Source organism: Psychroflexus lacisalsi (genome assembly GCF_020164495.1).
Classification (GTDB): domain Bacteria; phylum Bacteroidota; class Bacteroidia; order Flavobacteriales; family Flavobacteriaceae; genus Psychroflexus; species Psychroflexus lacisalsi.
Window position 1 is genome coordinate 146,186 of the sequence record NZ_JAIQYZ010000001.1, and the last position, 20,202, is coordinate 166,387.

17 protein-coding genes and 1 pseudogene are annotated in these 20,202 nt (G+C 36.3%); 4 read left to right on the forward strand and 14 right to left on the reverse strand.

The features are described from left to right. The first annotated feature begins 17 nt into the window (after positions 1-17). Entirely contained in the window at positions 18-647 is a 630-nt protein-coding gene (pdeM, locus tag LB449_RS00700; protein WP_224453154.1) for a ligase-associated DNA damage response endonuclease PdeM, read from the forward strand. A 3-nt stretch (positions 648-650) separates the two neighbouring features. Here the strand turns inward: pdeM and LB449_RS00705 are convergent, their stop codons facing one another. The 3 genes from LB449_RS00705 to LB449_RS00715 form a co-directional block, all read right to left on the reverse strand. Further along, positions 651-1,304 carry an HD domain-containing protein gene (locus LB449_RS00705; protein ID WP_224453155.1) on the reverse strand — a complete coding sequence of 218 codons (654 nt, stop codon included), beginning with the start codon at positions 1,302-1,304 and terminating at the stop codon, positions 651-653. A gap of 5 nt (positions 1,305-1,309) precedes the next feature. Then, entirely contained in the window at positions 1,310-2,047 is a 738-nt protein-coding gene (locus LB449_RS00710) for a lysophospholipid acyltransferase family protein (protein ID WP_224453156.1), read from the reverse strand. Between the two features lie 128 nt (positions 2,048-2,175). Beyond that, positions 2,176-2,586 (reverse strand): BrxA/BrxB family bacilliredoxin, encoded by a 411-nt coding sequence (locus LB449_RS00715; protein WP_224453157.1) that lies wholly within the window; start codon positions 2,584-2,586, stop codon positions 2,176-2,178. A 149-nt stretch (positions 2,587-2,735) separates the two neighbouring features. Between LB449_RS00715 and LB449_RS00720 the strand changes: the two genes are divergently transcribed. Next, entirely contained in the window at positions 2,736-3,512 is a 777-nt protein-coding gene (locus LB449_RS00720) for a TerB family tellurite resistance protein (RefSeq protein ID WP_224453158.1), read from the forward strand. A gap of 89 nt (positions 3,513-3,601) precedes the next feature. Here the strand turns inward: LB449_RS00720 and recO are convergent, their stop codons facing one another. The 3 genes from recO to gdhA all read right to left on the reverse strand — a co-directional run bounded on the left by recO (position 3,602) and on the right by gdhA (position 8,087). Then, on the reverse strand, positions 3,602-4,321 hold the full coding sequence (gene recO / locus LB449_RS00725; protein WP_224453159.1) for a DNA repair protein RecO: 720 nt from the start codon (positions 4,319-4,321) through the stop codon (positions 3,602-3,604). Next, the gene (gene porZ, locus LB449_RS00730; protein ID WP_224453160.1) at positions 4,321-6,621 is read right to left on the reverse strand and encodes a type IX secretion system anionic LPS delivery protein PorZ; all 2,301 of its coding nucleotides are present in this window, start codon (positions 6,619-6,621) and stop codon (positions 4,321-4,323) included. The genes recO and porZ overlap by 1 nt, the downstream gene beginning before the upstream one ends. Before the next feature lie 122 nt (positions 6,622-6,743). Further along, positions 6,744-8,087: an NADP-specific glutamate dehydrogenase gene (gene gdhA / locus LB449_RS00735; RefSeq protein WP_224453161.1), complete on the reverse strand. Its 1,344-nt coding sequence runs from the start codon at positions 8,085-8,087 to the stop codon at positions 6,744-6,746. 184 nt (positions 8,088-8,271) lie between these two features. Here gdhA and LB449_RS00740 point away from each other — a divergent pair, with 184 nt between their 5' ends. Further along, positions 8,272-9,051 (forward strand): THC0290_0291 family protein, encoded by a 780-nt coding sequence (locus LB449_RS00740; RefSeq protein WP_224453162.1) that lies wholly within the window; start codon positions 8,272-8,274, stop codon positions 9,049-9,051. 27 nt (positions 9,052-9,078) lie between these two features. Here LB449_RS00740 and LB449_RS00745 read toward each other — a convergent pair whose 3' ends face one another. After that, on the reverse strand, positions 9,079-10,221 hold the full coding sequence (locus LB449_RS00745; RefSeq protein WP_224453163.1) for a cystathionine gamma-synthase: 1,143 nt from the start codon (positions 10,219-10,221) through the stop codon (positions 9,079-9,081). Positions 10,222-10,492: 271 nt separating this feature from the next. On the opposite strand from LB449_RS00745, the gene hemF reads away from it, so the two are divergent. Further along, positions 10,493-11,395, forward strand: a complete 903-nt coding sequence (hemF, locus tag LB449_RS00750) for an oxygen-dependent coproporphyrinogen oxidase (protein ID WP_224453164.1) — start codon at positions 10,493-10,495, stop codon at positions 11,393-11,395. A 54-nt stretch (positions 11,396-11,449) separates the two neighbouring features. On the opposite strand, the gene accC is transcribed toward hemF, so the two are convergent. From accC to LB449_RS00785, 7 genes and pseudogenes are all read right to left on the reverse strand, one after another. Next, a complete protein-coding gene (accC, locus tag LB449_RS00755; RefSeq protein WP_224453165.1) occupies positions 11,450-12,811 on the reverse strand; it encodes an acetyl-CoA carboxylase biotin carboxylase subunit in 1,362 nt (453 codons plus the stop codon). A 46-nt stretch (positions 12,812-12,857) separates the two neighbouring features. After that, entirely contained in the window at positions 12,858-13,352 is a 495-nt protein-coding gene (accB, locus tag LB449_RS00760) for an acetyl-CoA carboxylase biotin carboxyl carrier protein (RefSeq protein ID WP_224453166.1), read from the reverse strand. A gap of 19 nt (positions 13,353-13,371) precedes the next feature. Continuing rightward, positions 13,372-14,366 (reverse strand): annotated as a pseudogene (locus LB449_RS00765) (beta-ketoacyl-ACP synthase III). A 213-nt stretch (positions 14,367-14,579) separates the two neighbouring features. Continuing rightward, entirely contained in the window at positions 14,580-16,133 is a 1,554-nt protein-coding gene (amaB, locus tag LB449_RS00770) for an L-piperidine-6-carboxylate dehydrogenase (RefSeq protein WP_224453167.1), read from the reverse strand. 55 nt (positions 16,134-16,188) lie between these two features. Beyond that, a complete protein-coding gene (locus LB449_RS00775; protein ID WP_224453168.1) occupies positions 16,189-16,722 on the reverse strand; it encodes a 3-hydroxyanthranilate 3,4-dioxygenase in 534 nt (177 codons plus the stop codon). A gap of 69 nt (positions 16,723-16,791) precedes the next feature. Next, positions 16,792-18,525, reverse strand: a complete 1,734-nt coding sequence (locus tag LB449_RS00780; RefSeq protein WP_224453169.1) for a M14 family metallopeptidase — start codon at positions 18,523-18,525, stop codon at positions 16,792-16,794. 3 nt (positions 18,526-18,528) lie between these two features. Next, positions 18,529-20,139, reverse strand: a complete 1,611-nt coding sequence (locus tag LB449_RS00785) for a M14 family metallopeptidase (RefSeq protein ID WP_224453170.1) — start codon at positions 20,137-20,139, stop codon at positions 18,529-18,531. Positions 20,140-20,202 lie beyond the last annotated feature (63 nt).

Genomic DNA, 20,202 nt, shown 5'->3' on the forward strand with positions numbered 1-20,202 from the left:
TTTAAAATCTATAGTTTTTGCAACTCAATTACGGAAATCAAGACTTTATAATGCACCATAGCGGCTGCTTGTACTGGCCTTCAAGAAAGGTCCTATTTGTCGCCGATGTTCATTTTGGCAAAGTTGATCATTTTAGAAAAAATGGAAGTGCTTTACCCAGCCAAGTGGGCTTGGAGAATTTCAGAAAACTTAATTTTGTTTTGGATGAATTTCAGCCAAGTGAAGTGATCTTTCTTGGAGATTTATTTCATTCTACTCAAAATAAGGATTGGGATAGATTTACAGCCTGGGTAAAATTGCGTCAGGAAAAATTGGTGCTAATCGTTGGAAATCATGATATCATTCCTCAGTATCATTTTGAAGACCTTGGAATAAAGGTCTTGCCACATTTGGTGGATGAAACTTTATTTTTATCCCACCACCCCGAAAAAAAAGAAGGCCTTTTTAATATTTGTGGGCACCTTCATCCTGGATATAGATTGCGTGGAGAGGGGAGGCAACAACTGAAATTGTCATGCTTTTACCAAAAAAAGCAACAACTTATTTTACCTGCTTTTGGAGCATTTACCGGACATTTTTTAATCGAGCCAGAAGACGATGAAGATGTGTTTGTCCTGTCTGAAGATTTGGTACTATCTATCAAATAAAATCTAGAGCTCACCACTCCATTCTTTATAAAATTGATCTAGATAATTCTCCATAAATTCATGGCGTTGAGTCGCAATTACTTTTGCGGTTTTCGTGTTCATTTTATCCTTCAGAAGAAGAAGTTTTTCGTAAAAATGATTTATCGTTGGCGAGTTGGATTTTTTGTACTCCTCTTTGCTCTGGTTTGGGTTTGCAGGAATGTCCGGGTTGTAAAGAGGATTATTTTTGAATCCACCAAAGTTGAAAGTTCGAGCAATTCCTATAGCGCCAATGGCATCGAGCCGGTCTGCATCCTGAACAATGTCTAGTTCAATGGAGTGAAAATCCCCTTGATTATGGCCTCCTTTGTAAGACGCGTTGTTGATGATATTGACTACATGATCTATAACTTTCGGGACTACAGATTGTGTTTCCAGAAATGCCTTTGCTTTCTTTGGGCCTATTTCTTCGTCTCCATCGTGAAATTTTGAATCTGCAATGTCATGAAGTAAACTGGCTAATTCTACTATAAACTTATCGGCATTTTCGTTTGATAAAATATTTTTGGCATTGTTATAAACTCTTAAAATGTGAAACCAGTCATGACCCCCCTCAGCATCTTTTAAGGTGTCTTGGACAAAAAGCTTAGTGTTTGAAATAATTTGATCTTGATTCATATATTTTAATCCAATTGAACTTTTTCTGTAATTTGTTTTTGTATGTTTTTAATAAGTTCAGAAGCCTGAAAATTCTTTACTTCCAAGGGTGGTAAAACTTCAAGTTTTAAGAAAGCACCGATTCCTATAGGAAACATACCATAGCGTTGAAGCTTCCACGAGTTATTCACGCAAATAGGGACAACAATAGCTTCTGGAGAGGCATCAAGAAGTGTCTTTAGCCCTTTGTAAGCAAATTCTTTTGGAACACCAGTCTTACTTCGTGTTCCTTCAGGAAAAATTACCGCCGCTCGTTTGGTTTCTGAAATGTATTTGCCTAATTTTTTAATCTGGCCAATAGCCTGCTCAGCATCTTTCCTGTCGATAAGGACGGAGCCTCCATGTCTTAAATTATAAGAAATACCAGGAATACCTTTGGACAATTCCTTTTTGCTTATAAATTTTGGATGCAGTTTTCGCATGTACCAAATAATTGGAGGAATATCAAACATGCTTTGATGATTGGAGACGATGATGTGAGGTCTGCTTTTATCGAAAGTAAATTTATTCTTATATTGAAATCTGGTTCCTACGAGATTTAGGCAGCGTAAAAGAAAAAAGTTGAAGATATCTACGCTTTTTTTATGAGCTTGATATCCTGCTATATTAAACGATAACAATTGTATAGCATGAAAAATCACAAGTGTTAACCCAAAGAAGAGATAAAAAATAACAGAAAGCGGATATGAAATAATCTTTTTCATGCGTAAGTTATAATTAACGTTCAGTTTGATAATTCAAAGTTAGTTATTATCTATCAGTAGTACTTTCAGTTTAAAACATAAAAAAAGCCACTTTGCAAAAAGCGGCTTTTTTGTAATTTTAATGTCGATTAGCAATGCTCATTGTAAGCATCCATAAGGTTATCTGCAATCATTTCTGCAGGTCTACCTTCAATATGATGTCTTTCTAGCATATGGACCAATTCTCCATTTTTAAAAAGTGCCATAGATGGCGAACTTGGAGGAAAAGGAATCATTTTAGCTCTTGCTTCGTCTGTAGCTTCTTTATCTACTCCGGCAAAAACAGTGACCAAGTTGGTTGGAGTTTTTGCATTTTGAAGTGATTTTATAGCGCCTGGTCTTGCGTTTGCAGCTGCACAGCCACAAACAGAATTTACTACTACCAATGTTGTTCCTTCCTTAGCTAAAGCAACATCGACATCAGCTTTGCTTTTTAACTCATCAAAACCTACAGCGGTCAATTCTTGCTGCATAGGTTTTACTAATTCTGGTGGGTACATATATCTCGTTTTTTTATTTAAACTTATTATAAATACAAATGTATAAAAATGTCTTTTATCTCGTTTGTTTTTAACATAATGATTTCAATTCTGTTGGCTATCGTTTTATCTTTCTTAAAAACTATAGTAATTTCAACTTAAACCATTTGATGCTTTTATATTTGCACTTAAAATTATTTGATTTGAAGTGGATTGGTGCCATTCTTGGCTTTTTTTATATGCGTTTTGGTGGTGCTATTATAGGATTTTTAATAGGTTCTATTCTGGACAGAATATTTAGAGGGTCTTCTTCAAACTCTGGTGGTGGTTTTGGAAAAATTTTTCAGGAACAAAGAGATCAAGTTTCTCCAGGAGATTTTGAACTTAACTTGTTGTCGCTATCCTCTTTGGTTATAAAAGCTGATGGCAAAGTGACCCAGCAAGAAATGGATTATGTAAGGATGTATTTTGTCCAAGCTTATGGAAAGGAAAGGGCTAATGCTACGTTCAAAACTTTTAATGAGGTTATTAAAAACCGAGAAATTTCAGTTCCTCGTATCTGTGAATATCTTAGGCCAAGAGTTCGTTACGAGGTAAGATTACAAATTCTTCACTTCCTTTTTAATATTTCAAATGCTGACGGGCATGTTTCTGATGCAGAGCTTAGAGTTTTACTTAACATTTCTCAAAATCTTCGAGTTGCACATTCAGATTTTGAAAGCATTAAAGCTATGTTCTTTAAATCTGCAGACGATGCTTATAAAATTCTAGAAATAGAAAAATCGGCTAGTAATTCTGAAGTAAAAAAAGCTTACCGAACGATGGCCAAAAAATTCCATCCTGATAAACTTCAGCATATGGATGAAGCTTATCAAAAAGGCGCTCAGGAAAAATTCAATAAAGTACAAGAAGCCTATGAGCGTATTCAGAAGGAAAGAGGTTTATAGATTTCATTCTGAGAAAACTTATGAGGCAAACTTTGATTTGTCTTGAATTTTTAATCTAGTGGTTTTGAGAATTATACCTCAACAAGAAATTAAAAAATTTGCTGAAGAACTTCAAGTGATTTGGGTTTCCTAAAACCTTGAAGGTGTAATTCGTAGTACAGCATCATAAAATCAAGGAAGCTTTTTCTTCGCTCCTGGTTAAGTTTTATTGGATTGGTTGAATTGTATTCTGAATTTTTCATAAACTCTTTCAGTAATTCTGAATTTGAATTATTGAAAGAGTAAGTGTTGTATTCTTTTAACTGAAACACACCATTGAGCATATCAAAAAAAGGAAAATCAATACTCTGATTGTCTGGATAGAATCCTAGAAATTGAGTAAGTTTTACAATGAACTGAAGGTGAAAATTACTTATAGATTCGGCTTTGTCCAGAGAAATAAAACTGTCCTGGAGGAAGTAAAATAAAGCTTCATTTCTTTCCTCTTCCTGAATGCAACTTTTTAAAACTTCAGCCAAAAACATCACCATAGTTGACTTGTAAATATTGGATTGAAGGCTTAGATACCGATAAGAAACTTTGACTTCCTTTAGGTATTGAAGGTTCTTATTTTCCTTGTGAAAAGCTTCAATATCTAAAAGTGATAGTTGTTGAAACATGGACATTCTCAACTTCCCCCTTTTGGACTTGCGGATGCCTTTCAGCATGTAAGAGACTAAGCCTTTTTCCAAAGTAAAGCATTTGGCTATAACGTCTGCCTCTCCATATTTTAAGCTTGAAATAACAATAGCTTTAGTTTTGATCTGCATCAGCGTATGATCATAATTTTACCAATATTTGTTTCTATTTGATCTTCTCCAGTGACAATAATTAAATAAACACCTGAAGCTACCTTATGCTTTCCAAATGCCCGAGTGTCCCACTGGAGCGTTCCTCCCGAAGCAAATTCCTCAAAAACAAGATTTCCGGTTATATCCGTAATTTTTACATTAGCATTGTCAGTGAGCCCATCTATAGTGACAAGTCCGGTATACCCTGGTCTCACTGGATTTGGATAAACTCTTAGATTTTCCAGATCATCATTTTCGGCCGTGATTCTGCTAGAATAGGAAAGTAATCCACTTGTTGTCCCTAGAAAGACTTCACCAGTTCCAGAATTAATAGATACGGTTCTTACACTATTTGTAGGCAATGGAGAATTAGCCGTATTAAATATATTAAGGATCTCTCTACCGCTTGGAGAAACTTGAAAAACTCCTGAGTCTGCTGTAGAAATCCATTTGTTATTTGCCCCATCTACAGCAATGTCTGTTATAAACTGTTCAAAAAGTAATTCCTGAGGTAAGCCGTCCACATCCTCTATGATGACAGGAGAAACGGTGACACGAGAATTTTCTTCGAAAATAGAGGCAGGGTTGGGCATGACTCTTAACCCTTCATCCGTCCCTATCCACAATCTAGAATTTTCATCTAAAGCCAAAGCGGTAATGTTGGGATTGGCATTAAATGAATCTGGATAATTTACGCCTTGTACATTGCTATTTATAGCTCTTGCGGAATTTGTTGAACTATTGTAAGCAACCACGCCTTCCCTAAGGGTTCCTAAAAATATATTGTTATTCCTATCTACAACCAACTTAGCTGAATGAACATCTGCGGGACTGGTTAGGCCCTCTGAAGTGTCGGGAGTAAAAAAGTCACCATTAGTATTTAGTCTTTTTATTTGATTCTCTGTAAGTGAATTTGAAAAGTATAAATTGCCTTGGTTATCAAAAACACTTGCTCCTATTCTGTTGTCATTAATATTGCTTGGAACTCCTTCAATGATGCTATTAGATGAATCGTATTGTTTTACAAGCACATTGTTTTCAAGCTCTAAAAGTCCATCAAAAAAACTACTTACAAAGACACGTTCAGGATTTTGCGGATCTATCGAGATGTGAGAAAGAACACCTGCATTGTTGAGGTCTTCTACCTCAATGTTAACCCAGCCTTCTGAAGTTAAACGGCTCAATCCTCTCCGGTTTATACCCCCAACTCGAAAAGGGTTATAAAACTGATCATACTCTCCAAAGGTAACCCAAAGATCAGTTGCGGATGCTTCAAGGCTAAAGATCCTATTAAGCAAAGGACCTTCAGGACTTATTTCTGAATAGGTTTCGAAGTCACCTGAATTAAAATTTAATAATCCTAAAGTAGCATGACCTAAGAAATACTGACCATTACTAAATACAGCTGTATTGATATCAAACTCCTCATCCTGAAGCTGATTAAAAAAAGCGACCAGATTCAATTCTGAATTATAAGCTAAAACTTGATTGGCGGCAGAGACCATCATTTGACCTCCACTGACATTAAAATCCTTCACATTAGAGCCTACTGAATTGAAATTTGAAATAGTTCCATTCTCTAAGCTATATATTGTATTGTTACTTCGTAAACCAAATATCTGGTCTGCAAAAGATAAAACTCCTTTCCAGTTGCCATTATATTCAGTTTGCCAGCTTTGATAATCAACCAGCTCTTGATCATTTATACTTGCTGTTTTGATCCCTTCAGTTGTAGTTGCAGCAAAAATCTTCCCGCCTGAAACAGTGATTTGATTGATCTGAATTTGATTTCCACTATTACCAATAAAAAAAGAGTCTCTAAACTCTAAGTTTTCTAAATCATATTCAGCAATACCAAAATCTGTCGAAATAAATAAGCGATTCTCAAATTCATAAAAATGATTGATTCGTTTCCTATTTGGAGAAATTGAAATTTTATCTCGAATATCTACAACCGTAAACACATTCAAATTGTTATCCATTACAATCTGAATAAGACCGTTTTCAAACCCAATACAAGTAAGTCCGGAGATTTCTGAGTGGTAAATTTTTGAGATTTGATCTCCAGATAACCCCTGAATGGAAGTTATTTTTTCAGTGGATTGAGTAGGTATATCATACACAAAGTATGAATTTTCAGCAGCCGCATAAAGCCTATTATTACTTTCGTATAGATCTGTAATATTGTAATAGGAAAAATAACTTTTCCAACGCTCGGAGAAATCTTGTCCAAACAGAAAGCAGGGGTAAAGCACTATTAAAAACCAAAAATTCTTCATAGGGTTGTTCTCTTTACAAAGAACTAATTTAAAGATGATTTTATTGTAAATAGTATGATACTATGAAAAAAGCCAGTCAAATTAATTGGACTGGCTTTTTTAAAAATTATAGTGTCAGAAATTTACACAGCACCTTGTGCGATCATGGCATCAGCCACTTTTACAAATCCTGCAATATTTGCACCTTTTACGTAGTCTACATAACCACTGTCATCTTTTCCGTAAGTGACACAGGCTTCATGAATATCATTCATTATTTGCTTAAGCTTTGTATCAACCTCTTCTGCTGTCCAGTTGTACCTCATAGAGTTTTGAGACATTTCAAGACCAGAAGTTGCTACACCACCAGCATTAGAAGCTTTCCCAGGGGAGAACAAAACCTTGTTTTCATGGAAAACTTCAATGGCTTCTGGAGTACAAGGCATGTTAGCACCTTCACCAACTAAAATACATCCATTGTTGACAAGTGCCTGAGCGTCTTCTTTTAGAAGTTCATTTTGTGTAGCGCATGGCATAGCGATATCACCTTTTTCATTCCAAGGAGTTTTTCCTTCTTCATATTTAGCACCTGGATATTGATCAAGATATTCCTTGATTCTACCTCTTTTATTGTTTTTTAAATCCATAATGAAATTCAACTTTTCATTATCAATCCCTTCTTCATCCAAAATGTAACCTCCAGAATCTGATACTGTCAATACTTTAGCTCCAAGTTCAATTGCTTTTTCTGCGGCGTATTGAGCAACATTTCCAGAACCAGATATCAATATGGTTTTTCCCTCAAGAGTTTGTCCCTGAGTTTCTAGCATACTTTTCGTGAAATAAACATTTCCATAACCTGTAGCTTCAGGACGGATTAATGATCCACCATAAGAGCGGCCTTTTCCTGTGAGGATTCCAGTGAATTCATTTCGTATTCTTTTGTATTGACCAAACATATAGCCAATTTCACGTCCACCAACACCGATATCTCCAGCTGGCACGTCGGTGTCATTTCCAATATGTCTATAGAGCTCTGTCATAAAACTTTGGCAGAAATTCATAACTTCATTGTCAGATTTTCCTTTTGGGTCAAAATCAGAACCGCCTTTACCACCTCCCATAGGAAGTGTTGTAAGACTATTTTTGAATACTTGTTCGAAAGCCAAAAATTTTAGAATGCTTAAATTAACAGAAGGGTGGAATCTTAAACCACCTTTATAAGGTCCAATAGCTGAGTTCATTTGAATCCTGAAACCTCTATTGACCTGTATTTCACCATTGTCATCAACCCAAGTCACCCTAAAGCTTACCACACGATCTGGTTCTACCATGCGTTCCAATAATTTGTGGTTTTTATATTTAGGATTTTCCTCCATAAATGGAATAATGGCCTCTGCTACTTCATGAACTGCCTGTAAAAATTCAGGTTCATTTGGGTTTCTATTCGAAACTCTATCTAAGAAATCTTTTAAATCTTTATTCATTTGGTTATTCGTATTTATCGGTTGATTTTTTATTATTTCCGCAAAGATATAATTTCGATTTTAGAGATAACTTAAAAATTGATTAATATTTGTTTGAGTTCTAACCCCTTACAAGGTCATATTTTAAAATAAACACTGTTTTATTTTTTTGTTTTTCTATATTTGTTTCAATTAACCTTGACTCATGAAATTTAGGTATCATCCTATCATACTATTATTGTTTTTCTCAACGTTAGGAACACAATCTGAAGCTGTTGCCCAAATCTATCATGAAGTTGGAGTAATGGCAGGGCCTGTCTCTTTTAGAGGTGATTATGGTTTAAGAGGTGATCCAGAAACCATAAATAATAATATAGGTTTCGGATTTGGACTGAATCATTATTTAAATTTCGCTTACACGGATTTTATTTCTCAATATCCCAGACAGCATTTTAAAGTAAGGTCTAGTTTAGTTTATCATTCTACTAGTTTAAAACATTACGGAGCAATAGCTGATAAGGACAATCAAGCTGGTTTGCAATTGCGCTCTATGTTTGGTGAAGCAAATGTTTTGGAAGTCGGTTCTGGTTTAGAATATTACTTAATGAGAATTCGGGACTATGAAAGGAATTCAAATACATTCACTCCATACGCAGGTGTAGGTTTAAATCTTGTTTACTACTCTCCTGTGGCGGGAACTACGCTTGAAGATGGTCTTGGTTTGCCAGATACTACATTTCCTACATTTCTTGCAGAACCAGGGGAAGAACCAGCTTACACCAACGGATCAAATGTTACTTTTTCTGCAAATTTTCAAGGGGGTGTAAAATACAGGGTCTCTCGAAACTCTGATCTGATTGCTGAACTCAGATGGCACTATTATTATTCAGATTTCATAGATGGTTTAAGACCCATAGGTGAACAAAACAAGTATAACGATTGGATGTTTTGGTTCACTTTCGGTTATATCTATACTTTAGAATAGCATCACCTATAAATAGTTCTTGGATATCTATTTCAAAGCCTGTTTTAAGTCATCAATTAAATCTTCCACATCTTCAATACCAACGCTGAGTCTAATTAAAGAATCTACAACACCAGTTTTTTCTCTTTCTTCCTTTGGGATACTTGCATGAGTCATGCTTGCAGGATGTCCAGCTAAAGACTCAACTCCTCCCAAGGATTCAGCAAGAGTGAAGACTTTCAAATTTTCAACAAACCTTATAGCATCTTTATAAGAATTATTTTTTGTTGTAAAAGAAACCATACCGCCAAAATCTTTCATTTGTCTTTTTGCAACTTTATGGTTCGGATGACTTTCCAAACCTGGCCAGTAAACGTTCTCTACTTTTGCATGACTATTCAAATATTCAGCAACAGCTTTTCCGTTTTCACAATGACGCTGCATTCTCAAGTGTAGGGTTTTAATACCCCTCAACACCAAAAAACAGTCCATAGGTCCTGGTATTGCACCACTAGCATTTTGGATGAAATGTAATTGCTTTGCGAGTTCATCGTCATTTACTACGACAGATCCTAGCACTACATCGCTATGTCCTCCAAGATATTTTGTACCACTGTGCATCACAATATCAGCACCCAAATCAAGCGGCCGTTGAAGGTATGCCGTAGCAAAAGTGTTATCAACAGCTAATCGGATATTATGTTTTTTGGAAATCTTTGAAATCGCTTCAATATCAATAACACTCATCATTGGATTGGTTGGAGTTTCAGTCCAAATCAATTTGGTCTTATCGTTGATATAGGATTCAATTTTTTCCAAACTCTGCATACCAATAAAATGAAATTTTATTCCAAAGTCTTTATATATTTTATCGAACAACCTGTAAGTGCCTCCATAAATATCATTAGTTGAAATGACTTCGTCCCCAGGTTTTAGCGTTTTCATAATCGCATCAATTGCGGCTAAACCAGATCCAAAGGCTATTCCATATTCCCCGTTTTCAATTGAAGCTAAGGACTTTTCTAATGCAGACCTTGTTGGATTTCCACTTCGAGAATATTCGAAGCCATTATGATTTCCTGGTGTAGTTTGTTGGTAAGTTGTGGTTTGATAAATAGGAGCCATAACTGACTTATATGCTGGATCTATATTCTCCTGACCGCCATGTATCGTTTTTGTATTGAACTTCATATAGTTTTATTTTTAAAATTTTAAAGCTCCTAATTTTGAATTTCGAAAACCTCATCAAAAAGAGCTGAGATGTTTTTAGTTTATCTATTTAATTGAGTATTCCTAAAATTGCTTAAAAAATTAATTAGAAGTAAGATTTAATAATTTTCTAAAATACAAAGTAGTTTAGCCTATTCACAGTCAGATATTTTAGTTTATCCTATTCTTAACAAAACTAAATAGTGAAACTTTTTTAAAGCCTTATTTTTGCACATATACTAAAGTTAAAATCATGAAAGATAAATTCTATCAATATATTCAGCAACTACAAGATACAATCACTACAAAACTCGAGGAGGTAGATGGAAGTGCTTTTTTTGAAGAAGATTTATGGGAAAGAAAAGAAGGTGGTGGTGGCAGAACTAGAGTGATACAAAATGGTTCTGTTTTTGAAAAGGGAGGAGTTAATATTTCTGCAGTACATGGTAATTTACCAGAAGCTATGCAGAATTACTTCAATGTACAAGATTGTGATTTCTTTGCATGTGGGATAAGTTTAGTGCTGCATCCAAAAAATCCAATGGTTCCAACCGTCCACGCAAACTTCAGATATTTTGAAATGTACAATAGAAATGGAAAAATTGTGGACCAGTGGTTTGGCGGTGGACAAGACCTTACGCCTTATTATCTCTTTGAAGAAGATGTGAAGCATTTTCATGAAGTTTCTAAAAATGCGTGTGATCCTTTTGGAGAGAATTTATATTCAGATTATAAAGCTAATTGTGATCGTTATTTTTGGAATTCACATAGAGCAGAGGCTAGAGGTGTAGGTGGGTTATTTTTCGACTATTTAAAACCTACTTCTATGAGAAGCCTGGAAGAAATTTTTGATTTCGTAACCAATGTTGGAGATAGCTTTTTAGAAGCTTATGTTCCCATCGTTGAGAGAACAAAAGGTATAGATTATTCTAAAGAACAAAGAAACTGGCAGGAGATTAGAAGAGGACGTTACGTTGAATTCAATCTTGTTCATGATAAAGGCACTCTGTTTGGGCTTAAAACCAATGGAAGGATAGAAAGTATACTCATGAGTCTTCCGCCTCATGTCCAATGGCAGTACAACCAACATCCTGAGCCAGGATCTGATGAAGAAAAATTATTAGAGGTATTAAAAGAGCCTAAGCAATGGGCCTAACGAAAAAAAGCTGTCTTTATAAAGACAGCTTTTTTGATTTATATCAAATTGATTTTATTCATCATCATCCTCTTCAACTTCGTGTAAAACGAAATCTTCCATGAACTTCGTAGTATAATTACCTTCCACATAATCCGGATGCTCCATAAGCTGTACGTGAAATGGAATGGTAGTTTTAATACCTTCTATTACAAACTCACTTAGAGCTCTTCTCATCTTACTTATAGCTTCAGGTCTAGTCTGTGCTGTTGCAATGAGTTTAGCGATCATAGAGTCATAATTTGGAGGTATGACATAGCCGCTGTAGACGTGAGTATCTACCCGTATTCCATGTCCACCTGGTAAGTGTAAGGTTTCTATCCTACCAGGAGAAGGCCGAAAGTTATTAAATGGATCTTCAGCGTTTATTCTACATTCGATAGAGTGTAATTTTGGATAATAGTTTTTACCAGAAATAGGAACTCCTGCTGCAACTAGTATTTGTTCTCTTACAAGATCATGATCTACAACCATATCAGTAATCGGATGCTCTACTTGAATTCGAGTATTCATTTCCATGAAGTAAAAATTCCTATGCTTATCTACCAAGAATTCAATAGTTCCAGCCCCTTCATATTTGATATACTCTGCAGCTTTTACAGCCGCATTTCCCATTTTCTCTCGAAGTTCATCCGTCATAAAAGGCGAAGGAACTTCTTCTGTAAGCTTTTGATGTCTTCTTTGTACAGAGCAATCACGTTCTGATAAGTGGCAAGCTTTTCCAGTTTGGTCTCCTACAATTTGTATTTCTATATGGCGAGGCTCTTCAATAAGCTTTTCCATATACATATCATCATTACCAAACCCAGCTTTTGCCTCCTGTCTAGCAGACTCCCAGGCATGCTCTAATTGCTCTTCGCTTTTAACGGCACGCATCCCTTTTCCACCGCCACCAGCAGTCGCTTTAAGCATGACTGGATAACCGATTTCTTTAGCTACTTTTTGGCAATCTTTAAAATCTTTTAAAATACCTTCAGATCCAGGAACACAAGGAACACCTGCAGCTTTCATTGTAGCTTTAGCACTTGCTTTGTCTCCCATTCTGTCTATCATTTCAGGACTTGCCCCAATGAACTTGATGTCATGCTCCTGGCAAATTTTTGAAAAATTGGCGTTTTCCGATAGAAACCCATATCCAGGATGGATGGCGTCCGCATTTGTGATTTCTGCTGCTGAAATAATATTTGGAATCTTTAAGTAAGACTCACTACTTTGTGGAGGTCCTATGCAAACTGCTTCATCCGCAAATCTTACGTGTAAGCTTTCTTTATCTGCTGTAGAATATACGGCAACCGTCTTAATGCCCATTTCCTTGCAAGTACGAATAATTCGTAAGGCAATTTCTCCACGGTTGGCGATTAGAATTTTTTTAAACATGAACGTTTGTTTTGGTTAAAGAAAAAATCTAAAACAATTAGCTTCCTTATGATGGGTCAACCAAAAATAGTGGCTGATCAAATTCAACAGGAGATGAATCGTCAACTAATACTTTTACTATTTTTCCTGAAATTTCACTTTCAATTTCATTGAAAAGCTTCATTGCTTCAATTGTACAAAGTACATCACCTTCTTTTACCTCGCTACCTACTTCAACAAATGTTGGCTTGTCTGGAGAAGGTTTTCTGTAGAAAGTTCCAATAATAGGCGATTTTATAGTGACGTATTTATCATCATCGCTTGCCTTTGGAGAAGAACTTTCTTCAGTTGCTGGCGCTTGTGCCTGTTGCTGATTTTGAACAGGAGCTTGTTGCATTTGTTGTTGAGGCATATTCATAGGTACTTGTTGTACATATGTTCTGCCATCGTCTTCACTTCCAGTTTTGATAGTGATTTTGACATCATCCATTTCAAGCTTTACTTCGCTTGCTCCAGATTTGGCAACAAATTTAATTAAGTTTTGAATTTCCTTTAAATCCATAGTTTTAAGTTTTTCGGGTTCAAGAATTATATGCCCACTTTAAATAGATGGAGCCCCAAGAGAATCCACCACCAAATGCTGCAAATATAACATTATCTCCCTTTTTTAATTGTTTCTCGTAATCGCTTAATAATAAGGGTAGAGTTGCGGAAGTTGTATTTCCGTAACGCTGTATATTCATCAATACTTTATCTGAATCTAGATTCATACGTTTTAAGTCGCATCAATAATCCTTTTGTTGGCTTGATGAGCAACCAACCAATTTACATCTTTTCCCGTAAGACTATTCTTTTGCATTATTTTTTCACTTACCTCCGCCATTTTAAATACTGCAAACTTAAACACAGTTTTACCATCTTGAAACACAAAATGCTGTTTATTTTTTATTGTCTCCTCGGAAGCTGGTAACTCTGACCCTCCAGCTTCAATTTTCAAAAATTGACGTCCGGTTCCATCAGTTTTTAAAATCTCATCTTGTAAGCCTAGTCCTTCAGTATTTGGTGAAAACAAAACAGCGCCACCACCATCTCCAAAAATGATGCATGTACTTCTATCTGTATAATCTATTATTGATGACATCTTATCTGCCCCTACGAGCAGGATATGTTTGTATTTTTTTGATTCAATGTAAGATGATGCCAAAGACATACCGTATAAAAAACTAGAACAAGCTGATTGTAAATCGAATGAAAACGCGTTGACAGCCCCGATTTTTGTTGCCAAGTAAGCCGCGGATGAAGTTACAGGCATATCTGGAGTTGCAGTTGCGAAAATTACTAAATCTAAATCTTCTGGTTTTGTTGATGTTTTTTTGAATAGATCTTCACAGGCTCTTATCCCTAAATACGAAGAACCTCGATGAGGTTCTTTCAAAATACGTCGCTCTTTAATGCCAGTTCTAGCAGTGATCCACTCGTCATTGGTATCTACCATGCTTTCCAATATTTTATTGGTGAGAACATACTCTGGAACATATCCGCCTACGGCAGTGATAGCTGCTTTTACATCACTCATGAATTTAAAATTTCTTCGCTTATCTGACTTTATATCCATCAAAATAAACGTGTGCAAGTTTGCAAATTAAGCGGTTTTTTTCTTGCTAGCAAAAATCACTACAACATTTCATTAACAGATATTTAGCTGTAAATTATTTTGTTGAGCCAAAGTTATTTAAGTCTAAACAAAAAATCAGGCCAATAAGAAGTGGCCTGATTTAAATTTACATTTTTACAAGTCAAATTTTATGCCTTGAGCAAGTGGAAGATCTTTGGTGTAATTGATAGTATTGGTTTGTCTCCTCATATACACCTTCCAGGCATCAGATCCAGATTCTCTACCTCCGCCAGTGTCTTTTTCACCACCAAAGGCACCACCTATTTCTGCTCCGGAGGTTCCAATATTGACATTGGCAATTCCACAGTCGGAACCTTCAACCGATAAGAACTTTTCGGCTTCTCTTAGATTATTGGTCATTATTGCTGAAGATAATCCTTGCACTACTCCATTTTGGAGTTCGATCGCATTATCTACTTCACCTGAATATTTCATGATATATAAAACAGGAGCAAAGGTTTCATGTTGAACAATATCAAAATGATTTTCAGCTTCAGCAATAGCAGGTTTAACATAGCAACCACTTTCATAGCCTTCACCTTCTAAAACCCCTCCTTCAACCAAAATGGTTCCGCCTTCTTTTTTGACCTCTTCCAAAGCGTGTAGATAGTTTTTAACTGCATCTTTATCGATGAGTGGACCCACGTGATTGTTTTCGTCAAGTGGATTTCCGATTTTAATTTGCTTGTAGGCATCTACAATTGCATTTTTTACTTTATCGTAAATAGAATCATGGATAATGATTCGTCTTGTTGAGGTACAACGTTGCCCACAGGTGCCTACAGCTCCAAAGACACCACCAATCACCGTATTCTTAATATCGGCATCTGGAGTTACTATAATAGCATTGTTACCTCCAAGTTCTAATAATGACTTACCAAGTCTTTTAGCGACTTCCTGAGCTACAATTCTGCCCATTCTTATAGATCCAGTTGCAGAGATTAATGGCACACGTTTGTCTTGGGTCATGTATTCGCCCACTTTGTAATCTCCTGTAATTAAAGATGAAATTCCATCTGGAACTTTATTTTCTTTAAAAACCCGGGCAGCTATTTTTTGGCAGGCTACAGAGGTTAATGGTGTTTTTTCTGAACCTTTCCAAATGCAGGCATCACCACAAACCCAGGCTAAAGCAGTATTCCAGGACCAAACGGCAACAGGAAAATTAAATGCTGATATAATTCCAACTACACCCAATGGATGCCACTGCTCGTACATACGATGACCTGGTCGTTCAGAGTGCATGGTCAAGCCATGAAGCTGTCTGGAAAGACCAACTGCGAAGTCGCAGATGTCTATCATCTCTTGCACTTCGCCCAATCCTTCCTGGTATGATTTACCCATTTCATAAGAAACTAATTTCCCAAGCGGAGCCTTAAGTCGTCGCAATTCATCATTAAATTGCCGAACAACTTCACCTCTTGCCGGGGCGGGCCAGGTTCTCCATTCTTTGAAACTCTTGTGAGCAGTTTCAGCTACTTTCTCGTAGTCTTCTTTTGTAGTTGCTTGTACTTTTCCAATCAAGGCTCCATCAACAGGAGAATAAGATTCTATGATTTCTCCACTGGCAAAAAAGTTCTCACCTACAGAAGTACCTTTATTTTCTTTTTGGATGTCGAGTTGTTTTAAAGCATCATCGATTCCGAATTCTTTAGAAATATTACTCATTTAATTAAAAGTTTTAATTTGTTTCGAATTTATGAAAATTAAACTAGCCTAAAAATTAAGCTGTAAAGCGTTCGTCGACAGGCATGACTTCACCACATTTATCGCAAGTTCTTAAATCTTCGCTCTCATAGAAGGTTTTGAAATGACCTAGAAAATCTTTTTCAATATCATTCAACGGGAAATATACGTCATGAAGTTTATGGTTGCAATTGTCGCAAAACCAAAGCAAACCGTCTTTTATATTTAAATGGCTTCGTTTGCGTTCAATTACTAAACCGATAGAGTTTTCTTTTCTAACCGGTGAATGTGGAACTTTCGCTGGGTGCAAATACATGTCACCAGGTCCTAAGGGCATGGTTTTTTTTTCACCATTTTCCTGTATGTGAACTTCAATTTCGCCTTCTAGCTGGTAAAATAGCTCTTCAGTTTCGTTGTAATGATAATCTTTTCGTGCGTTGGGTCCGCCAACAATCATGACAATATAATCTCCTGCATCTTTATACAGATTTTTATTACCAACGGGTGGCTTTAGTAAATCTCTATTTTCTTTGATCCACGTAGTGAGGTTGAAAGGCCTTTGAATTGCCATAAATCTAGTTTTTATTTAAATGTACTAAAATAGACAGAACTGACTCCTTAGCTTAAGTTTAGATTAGCATTATTTACTCCAGCTTGCTTTGCCACCTTTAGCAGAATCAACGTCAACCTTATAATTTCCAGAGCCTGAAACAATCCATCGTACCTTTACAGTTCCCATTCCTGGGATATTCGGTATGCGAAGAGTTTCCGGGTTGTGGACTTGTTCCTTGACTTTATTAAAATCTTCATCTTCCACAATCATTCCTGCAACTACATTAGCATTTGAAATACTTATCAAATCTGGTCTTTCGATTTTGTATTTCAAATCCTGACTGCTATGGGTTGGCATTAACCGTTCATTGTAAACGGTTGCTGTTACTTCTTTAAGACCACTGCCCAGAGACTTTTCTTCCACATTTATAATGCTCAATTTTGGAGTTTGATAGCCATGATAAATGGTAAAAGCCATATTTCTATGGGCATCTTGTTCCAAAAGGAATCCTGGATGAGCCCGACCGAAGTTCTTTTTGAATCCTCCGATTTCGATAGTTCCATATTGTGGATGCTTGTATTCTTTCCAATCCACAAAAGCGTCACCAAAAGTCAAGTATTTATCTACTTTCAATTCTTCTTCTTGGTTACCTCTTCCTTCGTTTTTATGATAGTAGAGATATGACACCATCAACTCGTTAGTGTAGGTGTAAATTCCTCTTCCCCCATAAAACCAATCCAATTCACCGCCAAATACAGAATATAAATCCTTATAAACGGTGAGGTATCTGTAGCCAGGAATCATTTCTTCCCCTTTTTCAGCAATGGCATCGTATATGCGAACGTCCTCTCTGTTGTAAGTGTCTTTATCTTCTTCAGCTCCCGGTCCACGCAAAATCATCCCGCCGTAATTGTGGTAGCTTTGAGCTCCAGCAATATTGGGATGTTTCATTACAAAATCGGCTACAGCTCTGTTTTCTGGTAAACTAAAAGGATATTTATAAGCGCCACGCTGAACATAGTCGGGTTGCCATTTCCAACCCCAGTCTCTGTTGGGATCGTAATAACCTATACCATCTTCATTGACTTCGCCGTCGCCGTCGTTATCCATTCCTTCGTAGCCCAGCATTTCATATTCGCCTTTTTCTTCAGCAGCAACTCTTATCAATCGTCGGTCGTCTTGCGGATCTTTGATGTATTGACCTGTTGGAGATTTTCTGATCATGTAAGTGATGTGATTATTACCATCAAGATCATCAAATCCATCTTCACCAGCTTTTCCATCGCCATCGTTATCTAGAACAATCATCCCCGATCTCGGAGAGTGTGGAGTGTTTGGCTCTTTCATGAAATTATCTCTGGCATCGGGATTGATGGTTGGAACAATGTAAAAGGTTTTGTCTTTTAGCAATTCATTGATGAACTCCAAGTCGCCAAACATTTCGGTGAGGTACCAGGCAGTGTACAGAGAAAACTCTGCGCCTTGTATTTCATTGGAATGTATGTTACCATCAATATACATGGCTGGTTTTTCATCTGGGTCCCCAGTTTTAAAATCTGAGATGGTTAACATATAAATATCTTTTTTTTCATAAGACTTCCCGATACTCTCTAGCCGAGTGAGATTTGGGTAAGCTTTATTGATTTTCTTCATCAGATCTACAATTCCTGCGTAGGTATTGTAGCGATTCCAGCTGGCTTCCACTTTAGGTTCATGAGGAGTTCCTATGGCTCTAAAAAATTTTTCCTGTGCTTGAGAAACTGAGCTAAACATCAACACAATAGCTAAACAAAATAGGGAGGTATAATTGATAGTTTTCATGGCTTATAAGTTTATGTTTAATTCAGCAAAACCAGTATGAGGAGCACCAGCTTTCAAGTTTAATTTCCCGTTTCCTTTTACAATCCAGGATAAAGATTTGCTTTCTAAAGCATCCATTTTTGATACTAATTCAATTTTGTTTCCAGCAATAATATTGTCTTTTTCAGCACTTAAATCTATTCTGATTTTTCTCAGCCAACGAGAACGCTGCCCTAGTTCAGAATGGGTTGGTAAATTGGCATTGTTCAGCAAGTTAACAGTGATTCTTTTCAGGCCGCCTTTTAAGTTTTCCACTTTTAAGTTATGAAATTCAAGCTTAGGTTGATGCTGTGCCAGTTTCAGAATAAAATTGGTGTGTTCTATCGCGATGCTATCTACTTTCGAAAAAGGGGGGTTACTCATTACAAATGGCTTGATGCCACCAACTTCAACTGTTTTGTTTTCAAAATCTGGATGATTGATTTCCTTCCATTCCACAAAAACATCTTCAAGGTTTTCTTGTTTTGCCCATTTTAAAAAGTTTGACTCTTTGGTGTCTTTTATTTTGGTTTCTGAAGTGGATGTAGAATCTTTTTTAGCTTCAGGAACCCACCAGCCTGGTGTGCTAAAACTCAATCTTCCAAAGTGAAAATACGCCCACTGAAAGAAATCTCCGTCCGTCCCCATATTTTCTTGCATAAATGCTTTCTGAGAAATGGTTTCATTGTATACTTCTGAAATCATTTTGTTGATAGTAACATCTCCTTCCAAAGGTGAAGAAACAATTCTTTTTTTAGCTTCTTGAGCATCATACTTTAAAGGAGAAGACAAATTGTTTGCTGGGCCAAAAGTTACAAATGCATAAATATTCCATTGCTGAAATAAATAATCCAACAAGGCTCTGCTTTCTTTCTGTGAAACAGCATAATTTCCTGCAAGGGGCTCAAAGGCTGGGAAATTATAGGTAAAACTGTTATTGAAAGCAATACCTTCATTTAAGTCTTCGTTGAATTTGCCGTCTTTGTCATTATCGATACCTTCAGAATATACTTTATATCTAGCAGCATTAGTAGATGTTGTATCTACTTCAATCATTACTCTTTTGTCTTCAGGATGTTCTGCATATTTTCCAAGAGGACTTTGGACCCGAATTTGAGTGATTATACCATCATTGTTCAAATCCTCATAAGGATCTTCGCTTAATTTACCATCACGGTCATGGTCGAGACTGGACGCATTTCCTCTGCGCTCGTATTTCAATTTATTATGGTATTGTGCATAAGCTTCTGGAGACATATTTGGGAAGACATAAAAGGTAGTTTTGTCAAGAGCTTCTTCATTAGTAGAAATACGTTCTGCAAATTGCAAAGCCAACTCAACGCTCAACACATGATAGCCCTCTGCACCCCCAAGGATGGCAATAGCAGGCTTATTATCGAGATCTTTTTTTCCAATTTTAAGGACCTGGATGTCATTTCCTCCTTCAGTTTTGGTCAATGTAGATAAGTCGACATTGGAATTTTTATCCAAAGCCTTAAGCCGTTTAGAAATCTCTTTCAAATCTGGATAGTCCTCTTGTGAAAAAGCAAAGCTTTGGACCAAAATCAATAACAGTATTGCTGTAATTTGTTTCATTATTAAAAATTTTCATAAAAATAACTTTATTTATCTCTTAAAAAAATGAAAATTTGAGCTTAA

Coding starts and splice junctions, on each gene's coding strand:
- LB449_RS00705 (WP_224453155.1), bottom strand. CDS start 1,304: ATGAATCAAGATCAAATTATTTCAAACACTAAGCTTTTTGTCCAAGAC.
- LB449_RS00710 (WP_224453156.1), bottom strand. CDS start 2,047: ATGAAAAAGATTATTTCATATCCGCTTTCTGTTATTTTTTATCTCTTC.
- LB449_RS00715 (WP_224453157.1), bottom strand. CDS start 2,586: ATGTACCCACCAGAATTAGTAAAACCTATGCAGCAAGAATTGACCGCT.
- LB449_RS00720 (WP_224453158.1), top strand. CDS start 2,736: ATGCTTTTATATTTGCACTTAAAATTATTTGATTTGAAGTGGATTGGT.
- recO (WP_224453159.1), bottom strand. CDS start 4,321: ATGCAGATCAAAACTAAAGCTATTGTTATTTCAAGCTTAAAATATGGA.
- porZ (WP_224453160.1), bottom strand. CDS start 6,621: ATGAAGAATTTTTGGTTTTTAATAGTGCTTTACCCCTGCTTTCTGTTT.
- gdhA (WP_224453161.1), bottom strand. CDS start 8,087: ATGAATAAAGATTTAAAAGATTTCTTAGATAGAGTTTCGAATAGAAAC.
- LB449_RS00740 (WP_224453162.1), top strand. CDS start 8,272: ATGAAATTTAGGTATCATCCTATCATACTATTATTGTTTTTCTCAACG.
- LB449_RS00745 (WP_224453163.1), bottom strand. CDS start 10,221: ATGAAGTTCAATACAAAAACGATACATGGCGGTCAGGAGAATATAGAT.
- hemF (WP_224453164.1), top strand. CDS start 10,493: ATGAAAGATAAATTCTATCAATATATTCAGCAACTACAAGATACAATC.
- accC (WP_224453165.1), bottom strand. CDS start 12,811: ATGTTTAAAAAAATTCTAATCGCCAACCGTGGAGAAATTGCCTTACGA.
- accB (WP_224453166.1), bottom strand. CDS start 13,352: ATGGATTTAAAGGAAATTCAAAACTTAATTAAATTTGTTGCCAAATCT.
- amaB (WP_224453167.1), bottom strand. CDS start 16,133: ATGAGTAATATTTCTAAAGAATTCGGAATCGATGATGCTTTAAAACAA.
- LB449_RS00775 (WP_224453168.1), bottom strand. CDS start 16,722: ATGGCAATTCAAAGGCCTTTCAACCTCACTACGTGGATCAAAGAAAAT.
- LB449_RS00780 (WP_224453169.1), bottom strand. CDS start 18,525: ATGAAAACTATCAATTATACCTCCCTATTTTGTTTAGCTATTGTGTTG.
- LB449_RS00785 (WP_224453170.1), bottom strand. CDS start 20,139: ATGAAACAAATTACAGCAATACTGTTATTGATTTTGGTCCAAAGCTTT.